This is a genomic window from Kutzneria buriramensis (genome assembly GCF_003387475.1).
GTDB classification, from domain to species: Bacteria; Actinomycetota; Actinomycetes; order Mycobacteriales; family Pseudonocardiaceae; genus Kutzneria; species Kutzneria buriramensis.
In genome coordinates this window covers 75564-83415 of sequence record NZ_QUNO01000031.1, presented here as the reverse complement: position 1 = coordinate 83415, position 7852 = coordinate 75564, and the positions used below count along the sequence as shown (strand labels likewise).

Below are 7852 nucleotides of genomic sequence, written 5' to 3'. Positions count from 1 at the left end.
TCCTGGATCGGGTGGCACCGTCACGTCACCCTGGTCTCGACCGCACACCTGTTCCTGACCGAGTTGCGTCTGAGCGACCCAAAAGCTGTTGGGGCAGCTTGACTTTCTACAAGATCCTGCACGTGCTCCAGGTGTTGCTCGCGACCTGGAGTGGTCGATGCCCCACATGTCATCAGCGGCCACCATGACGACCTAACAAAGTCCTACTAGCCGGCTGCGACCTCGATGGCGGGGGCAAGTTCACGGAAGCCGTGCCAGAACCATCTTTCGCGCGTCGCTGACACAATGCGATTCGGCGGGCTGAGGTGCCTGTCGATCATTCGGTCCAACAGGCTGAGCAGATGCTTCTCAGCGACACCCGCCTCGGCGGCGTTGAAGCACGAGCCCCGCCACGCCAACTCAGCGTGAAGCACAGCTCGCGCTGACGGTTCCTGAGCTGCGGTGGAGCGAAACTGTCAGTGCGTGCCTCTACAATATGATCATATCGCATCGCACGAGGGGCCCGTCAGTCGGCAGGTACCGGGCACAGTGTCCACCGGGGCACTGCGCGGCGGAGCTGGCTCCGGGACAGTCGAACATTGAACGTGAACTGTTCACGCTGCTTGAGCTTGTCCTTGGTCGCGGCGAGCGAGACTACTGGCCGAACGGCATCGGCGTATTGCGCGCAGACATGGCCTTCCGCTTCTGGGACCAGCTCATCGTCGTCATCGAGTACGATGGTGCGTACTGGCATGAGGGCAGAGAAGATGGTGATCGCGGGAAGTCAGAAGCAATTGCAAGCCTGGTTGGGCCTGCCGGCGAGGCGCATGAAGTTGTCCGGGTTCGAGAACAGCCTCTCTCTCCCCTGAGCGACAACGACATCGCCGTCCCGAAGCGCGCCGACGCGAAGACCTGCGCACGCCTTGTCCTGCTGCACCTTGCACACCTGTTCTTCGCCCAGCCGTCAGGCCACGACGTCCTCGCCCGGATCGACCTCTTCCTTCAAAGCTACGCGAATCCGGGCAAGGACGAGGATATTTGGTGCCGCCGCTGCTGGCCACGGGCTGAGGCGATCAAGCAGGAGCACCGAGAGCCACTGCCGGCCTCGTACGTGAGTTGGTTCGGCAACGTGCGGTACCGCCGCCGGCCACGGGCTGGAGCCAGAAGGCGCTAGGAGGCGCACCGATGGGCCCTTTGGCCCGACGCTACACCATTCAGTGCCACAGCCCGAGTCGCTCACAGACGCTTCGGAGCCTCGCTTCCCGAGGAGCCCCAAACCATGTTCGAGCACAGCGATGTCAGCTCTGCCAGTGCCAGGCCACAACGGCGTCGGCGCAGCCAGCGCATCGGACCACGACTGCAGCCGGCCCCCTGTCATACGCACGGCACCAGCTTCACTCATCCTCGGTCCCCCACAAGATCCACCGGTACTTGTGCCGGTCAGCGCGAGCGGCCCGCCAGCCTTCGGCATCAGACGGCCGCGTGTCGGGCTCCTCGCTGTCCGGATGCACGCTACTCGGCCGCCACACTTGTGCCTTCTGTGCCACGTAGAGCGTGCTGCCGATCCGGGGCGATCGTTTCAGCGAACACTTCGAACTCTGCCGGCTCCGACGAAAGGTGCTGCACATCGGCTACGACGGCTCCGTGTGTGCTGGGGAGCCCCAAGACGCTCAGCAGCGCGGCCAGTCCCGGCCGCCCCGCCCTACCGTCCGGCAGCACCTGGTCGACGAACGTGGTGCCGAGCAGGAGACCACGGTTGCAGGCGAAGGACGCAATCGCGCCGCGCGCCTTGGCCAGCTGAGAGGGTTGATTCACGGCAGCCGCGGCGTAGCTGTAGAACGCGAGGAGCTTCAGGATCGCCGGCGGGAACGGTCGGCGACTGTTTCGACAACGCGGTCATAGAGTCGTTCTGGGGGCGCCTGCAGACGGAGTTGTTCAACGCCCGCAAGTGATCCCCGACCCTGGAGCTGACCGTGGCGACGGCCGGCTACATCGACAACTTCTACAACCTCTACCGGCGCCACAGCTACCTCGGCAACATCAGCCCCGACGAGGATGAGACGCCCTCAACTCTCATAACCGTGGCTCAGCAACAGGGGGCCACATCACCTGGATCAGCCCAGCGGGGTCATGCCGCCGGCGGTAGCCCAGCAACCAGGCGATCGTGAGCTCGGTGTCCTTGCGGGCGATCCGGGCCGTGCTGCCCTGCTCACGCACCCACGCCCGTAACTCGCGTGTCATAGGCCTTGTCCTCGTGCAACTTCCCGGGCTTACACCGGCGCGGACCACGCCTCGACCGCGCCGCCGGGATGGTCCGCACCAACGGCTTGAGCCCGTATGCGTCGTTGGTGTTCGCAGCAGAGATCGCCACCGAGAACGGCAGACCGGTCCGGTCGAACAGAACATGGATCTTCGAGCCGGGCTTGCCGCGATCGACGGAGCTCGGCCCGGTCAACGATCCCCATTTTTTCGCGATGGTGGCGATCTCGGCGCCGAAGAAGGAGAAGACCACCACGAACATCGCCGAGGAAGCCGGCCCGGTCCCGTTGGGGACCAGGCCGCCGGGCCGACCGAGGTCCACAGGTAGCACCACGCTGGTGATGATCGCGCCGAAGCCCACCAGCGGAATGGCCACGATCGCGGCGACCTTCTTCGTGGAGAGCCAGTACTCGAACGCACCTTAGGACCTCGTCGAAGACAGGTTGGTCACCATCAGCGTGGCCACCAGCGCCAACACCCACAGTCATTGCAGCACGGCAGGCACCCAGCGGTCCACGATCGCACCATCGGCCGTGGCTTCGGCGCCGACCGTCATCACCCAGAACCACCGGTACAGCCACTCCATCGGGAAGCCGGCCCACCGACCGATGGCCTTCTCCGCGTGGCCGGAGAACGAGCCGGTATGCGGGTCGGCCGTGGCCATCTCGCCCGGCTGCGCGTCACCAACAGGATCATCACCTCGGTCAGCGCGCAGCTCAGCACAACGGCCAGACCACCGAACAGACCCCGCCGATCATCCCTCCGATGGCGATCATCGACAGCTGCCATTGGGTGAGCTCACGGGCCAGACCGGCACCCGGCCGCCCATCAGGGATGTCGGTCACTCCCCCATCGCCTTGGTGAGGCTTTTGGGCCACGTGTCGGTCAAGTTCCGCTCCACGTAGTTCAGGCAGTGGGCCAGCGTGTCCGGACCGTACGCCGTGAGCCAGCGAGCCGGAACCGCGGCGAACGCCGGCCACGGGGAGGCGTGCCCTCGTCGTTGACCAACACGAGAGTTTGGATGGTGTCGCCGTCGAAAGGGTTGGTGCCCGCGAGGTTCTTCTCGGTCAGACGATCATGGAACGGCATGATCATAGGATGACCTCCACATGATTATAGGACGACCTCGACGCCGGACGGCATGCCCACCAAACGAGTTCAGAACAATTCCGAGGCGGGCTCCCCACCCACTCGGAACGTCCACTCCAAACCGTCAATACGACGAAGAGGATCCACGAAACACGCAAAGCCGGTGGTTCAGGCCATGAGGACCGGAAGATGGCATGCAGAACGTTGACTGCGCTTGCCCATGGGGGCTCGATGAATCCGCCGACCACTGCCGACAGTCCAGGTCACCGACGACGAGCAGATCCTGGACGGGGTGTGGCAGAACACCGTCGGCAGCGGCACGTCCCAGGTCGACACCCACGTGGGGTGCCTGCGGAGCAAGCTGGAGGGCCTGATCCGCACCGTGCACGGATTCGGCTGTCTGGCTGGCGCCGCATGAGGCGCCGCGGTCGGTCTCTGCGTGCGAAGCTGGTTGTCAGCTTCGTGTGGGTGACTGTGGCGGGACTGGTCGCCGTGCAGGTGATGACCGTGGTCGCCGGCCACCAGGCCTTGTTGGACAAGCTCTCGCGGGGCGTGGAGAGCAGCCGGACCCTCATGGTCGCCTACCTCGACAAGGTCTCCGAATCGCCGCAAGCACGTCCCGATTCGCACAATAGCGCCGGGAACGAGTGCGCCACACTGCTCATCTCACCTGACGGGCAGCTCGTCCGGTACTACGCCGACAACGAGAACGGCGCGCACGACGTGCCAACCCCGGCTCTGGCGCAGCTGCGGGACATGGCCGACTCCGGCCGGGCGCAGATGCTGGGCGGCAACTCGTTCATCGGCGCGGCCGGCAGGCTGGCCACTGGCGAGTACGTCGTGGTCGCGGCGCCCGTGATCGGCTACCTCCAGCTGTGGCAGGACTTCAGCACGATGGAAGGCATAGTCGCGCTGGTCGTCCTCGGTGTGCTGATCCTGACGATCCTCACCATCACCAGGCGCGCGCTGCGCCCGTTGCACTCGATCACCGTGGCGGCTGAGCACATCGCGGAAGGCAGCCTGTCCCAGCGGGTCGACGAGGACGAATCCAGCGCCGAGTTCGCCAGCCTCGCTCGATCGTTCAACACGATGCTGCAGCGGCTCCAGGACTCGTTCACCCGACGCCGGGAGGCCGAGCAGCGGCTGCGTGAGTTCGTCGCGGCAGCCAGTCACGAGTTGCGGACCCCGTTGACCGCGATCTCCGGCTACGCGCAGCTGGCCCTGCTCGGGGCATTGGACGATCCGGTGGAGTTCCGGCAGGCGATGCGTCGGGTGAGCAGCGAGTCGGACCGCATGACCTCGCTCGTGCAGGAGATGCTGTTGCTGGCCGAGCTGGACCAGGGGCGGCCACTGGAGTACGAGGTGGTCGACCTGGCCCTGCTGTGCCAGAACGCAGTCCATGACGCACGGGCCGCCGACCACGGCAGGGAGCTCACCTACTCCGAGGCCAACGGGCCGCACCTGGTCGGCGGCGATTGTCAGCGACTGCACCAGGTCGTGGCCAACCTGCTGGCCAACATCCGCGCGCACACGCCGACCGGCACACCCGCGCAGGTACGGCTGTGTGGCGAGGACGGACTACATTTCATCGACATCGTCGACGACGGTCCCGGCATTCCGCCGGAGCAGCGCGAGCTGGTCTTCGAGCGGTTCTTCCGCGGAGACCGGTCCCGCCACGACGAGCACACCAAGGAACGATCGGGCATGGGGAGCGGGCTCGGGCTGAGCATCGTGGCGGCGATCGTGCATGCGCACAACGGTTCGGTGCGGGTTCTGCCCTGCATCCGGGGCGCCTGGTTCCGCGTCGCGCTGCCCGCGCTGCCCGCCGACCGGTTCACCGACCTGGCGAGCGCGGAGCCAGGCAAACGCCCCTGACCATCGACGCGAACCCCTCAGCCTTTCGCTGCGGCGCTGGCCAGGCTATGCACGAACCACCGCTGGAACACCACGAACACGATCAGCACCGGCAGCACCACCACACCGAAGGCCATGACCTGGCCCCAGTCGTACGGCGGCTGCCCCGCAGCACACTGATGGCCAACGGCGGCGGACGCACGGTCGGATCACTGACCATGAGCACCCGCCACAGAAAGCTTCCCCACTGGGTGAGGAACGTGAGGACCGTGGCCGAGGCGAACGCCGGCTTGCTCATCGGTGCCACGACGGCGAAGCAGGTCCGCCGTACACCCGCGCCGTAGAGTTCGGACGCGTCCTCACGTCCGCCGCGACTTCGCGGAACACGGGTGCAGAACCTGTATGTGTAGGCGTTGGCCATGGACGGCAGCACCTGCGCGGTCAGGCTGTCGCGCTGGCCGGCCAGCAGGTAGGACAGCGGGATGGCCAAGCCCGCGAACGGAACCACCGACACCGCGAGCACCGAACCGAGCACCAGTCACCGCCCGCGCCGGCGCAGCCTGACCAGCGCGTAGCCGGCAAGCGAGTTGATCAGTAGCCCGACCAACACGACGGCGCCGGTCGTGAGCAGGGCAACTCCGACGAAGCCCAGGAATAGCCGGTGTCGGGACCGCTGAACCGGGCAAGCAGTCCAATGAAGTTGTTCAACGTCAACGGATGGGGCACGAACACCGACGGCCCGTCGAGCACCTTGTCGGTCGGCGTCACGCTGCCGATCAGCATATAGAACACGGGACTAACGAACATGCCCACCCGTAGTGCCGGCCGACCTGCGTGGTCCCACTCGAGGCCAGTCAGCTCGTGATGTCCGCCAACATTGTTGGGCCGACGACATCGTCAACGAGGCGCAGCTTTCCGTCGTACGCCAGGCTGCGCATGGTGGGTCCGTCGAACTCGACCACATCGGGCACTGGCGTGGGCTGGGTGACTGTGAGCACCTTGGGTAGTCAGCCTCCGGGATCAGCCGCAGCGTCGCCAGGGTCCCGTGATGGTTCCTGTTGAAGCCGCCCACGATTTTCTGCAACGCCGCCACCTCGCCGCCCCCCGCGGGTGAGCCCATATCGTCGGTCCGCGGCCGTCGACAGCGAGCGAGCATGCGGTTGTGGCGGCCACCAATGCCATCACGATCACTGGCGGTGCGAGCCAGCGCAACAATGAAGCCTCCAACCGACTCCGGTCGGTCGGCGGGCCGTACGCTAGATCATCCGTTGGCGGCGATACAAGCAGCGCCGAGGATTCCGCACATAGTTGACGCGCCTCCTCGGGGCCGCCGATTCCCATCCCGAACCGGAGTGCCACATCATCACAGCCGACACACATACGCGAGCTCACATAGGCAAATATGTGAATAAAGTTCATGTTGTCGCTGCGCATGCGCCCAATACCGAAGGATTTCCCACATTCTCTGGAGAGCTCAGTCATCCGCCCGAGGTAGGGTGGGAGCCCGGTCATACCACGTCACCCCGGGGGTGCGCCATGGAATCCTCCCATCATGAAACAGCGTTGTGGCACATCGCGGAGGGCGTGCGGTCCGGGCTGCCGGAGCCCGGCAGGTCGGTACTCGGCTCACTGTTCGAGCTCATGGTTCCGGTCTTCGCGGACGTGCTCGCCGGTCGCCGACCACAGCCGGGCAACACGGTCCGACGAGCCCGAGTTGTCGGCATTCGCTGCGCCGAGGGCTCGATCCCGCATGAGCCGCTGGCCACCGCACTCGACGAGTTCTGCCAATCGGTGCTCACCTTGCTCTCCGACTCGGCTGACTTCACCGCGGCCGCCCGTGTGGTGACAGAACTGGCTACAGCCCTGGTCAGCGAGCTGCTCGGCGGCGCCCACCAGACCGTCGTCCACACGCCCAACACGCTCAGCCGGGCCAATCGCAACCGCCGCGCGAGGGCCCTGTTGTCCGGGGAGAACTGCCAGCACGGCGAGGGGTACGACATAGCTCCCGCCTACGCTGTGATCGCGGCGCACTACCGTGACGTCGAGGACAGCACACTCGAGCGTGCCATGGAGTCGGTCGGCGGTCCGGGAGTCCTCACCGCGGTCTCGGGCCGCGGCGGCTTCGCCCTGCTGCCGGCGGCGGACGGCGAACGAGCCTACGAGCTGGCTCGCAAGGCACACCGGCAACTGCCCGGCAACGCCTGGCTGGCGGTGAGCTGGCGGCCGGCCGCCGAGATCCCGCTCGGCCGGCGCGAGGCCGGCAACGTGCTGTCGCTGGCGATGGGGGCGGACCTGGATCCGTCCGTCTACCGCATCGACGACGTGTTGATCGAGTACGCGGTGGTGCGGGAGTCCTCGGTGAGCGTCGACCTGAAACGCATCATCGAACCGTTGCTGGAACAGCCGGCCCTGCTGGAGACCCTGCGGGCGGTGATCGCCTCCGACGGAAACCGCAGCCAGGCCGCCGAACGTCTCATCGTCCACCGCAGCACCCTCGACTACCGGCTGCAGCGGATCGAACAGCTCACCGGGCACAATCCCAACAGCATAAGGGGAATCCACCTGTTGTCCGCCGCGTTGACAGTGTGCACGGTTCAGGCCCAGATCACCGTCCCACCGCGGCCGGCGGCCGCCTCGGCGGCCGGCTGAGTCGCCGGCCACCCGGCTCGAT

General features: G+C 66.2%; 7 protein-coding genes and 2 pseudogenes. 4 read left to right on the top strand and 5 right to left on the bottom strand.

Annotated elements, in window-relative coordinates:
- Window positions 1-670 precede the first annotated feature (670 nt).
- Window positions 671-1153 carry a hypothetical protein gene (locus BCF44_RS51110; RefSeq protein WP_116181852.1) on the top strand — a complete coding sequence of 161 codons (483 nt, stop codon included), beginning with the start codon at window positions 671-673 and terminating at the stop codon, window positions 1151-1153.
- A gap of 962 nt (window positions 1154-2115) precedes the next feature.
- Here the strand turns inward: BCF44_RS51110 and BCF44_RS51100 are convergent.
- The 3 genes and pseudogenes from BCF44_RS51100 to BCF44_RS59455 form a co-directional block, all read right to left on the bottom strand.
- Window positions 2116-2452, bottom strand: a pseudogene (locus BCF44_RS51100) (transposase); the annotation flags it as partial.
- A gap of 270 nt (window positions 2453-2722) precedes the next feature.
- Complete coding sequence (locus BCF44_RS51095; protein WP_116181850.1) at window positions 2723-2902, bottom strand: hypothetical protein; 180 nt, start codon at window positions 2900-2902, stop codon at window positions 2723-2725.
- Between the two features lie 177 nt (window positions 2903-3079).
- Window positions 3080-3211 (bottom strand): annotated as a pseudogene (locus BCF44_RS59455) (MbtH family protein); the annotation flags it as partial.
- A gap of 351 nt (window positions 3212-3562) precedes the next feature.
- Between BCF44_RS59455 and BCF44_RS51085 the strand changes: the two are divergent.
- Together BCF44_RS51085 and BCF44_RS51080 are read left to right on the top strand one after the other, a co-directional pair.
- Window positions 3563-3745: a winged helix-turn-helix domain-containing protein gene (locus BCF44_RS51085; RefSeq protein WP_116181849.1), complete on the top strand. Its 183-nt coding sequence runs from the start codon at window positions 3563-3565 to the stop codon at window positions 3743-3745.
- A 50-nt stretch (window positions 3746-3795) separates the two neighbouring features.
- Window positions 3796-5202, top strand: a complete 1407-nt coding sequence (locus BCF44_RS51080) for a sensor histidine kinase (protein WP_170218209.1) — start codon at window positions 3796-3798, stop codon at window positions 5200-5202.
- 82 nt (window positions 5203-5284) lie between these two features.
- Here BCF44_RS51080 and BCF44_RS51075 read toward each other — a convergent pair whose 3' ends face one another.
- Both BCF44_RS51075 and BCF44_RS55065 read right to left on the bottom strand, forming a co-directional pair.
- A complete protein-coding gene (locus BCF44_RS51075; RefSeq protein ID WP_116181847.1) occupies window positions 5285-5716 on the bottom strand; it encodes an ABC transporter permease family protein in 432 nt (143 codons plus the stop codon).
- Window positions 5717-5772: 56 nt separating this feature from the next.
- On the bottom strand, window positions 5773-5964 hold the full coding sequence (locus BCF44_RS55065) for a hypothetical protein (RefSeq protein ID WP_147329002.1): 192 nt from the start codon (window positions 5962-5964) through the stop codon (window positions 5773-5775).
- A 753-nt stretch (window positions 5965-6717) separates the two neighbouring features.
- On the opposite strand from BCF44_RS55065, the gene BCF44_RS51070 reads away from it, so the two are divergent.
- A complete protein-coding gene (locus tag BCF44_RS51070; RefSeq protein WP_116181846.1) occupies window positions 6718-7830 on the top strand; it encodes a PucR family transcriptional regulator in 1113 nt (370 codons plus the stop codon).
- The last annotated feature ends 22 nt before the right edge of the window (window positions 7831-7852 follow it).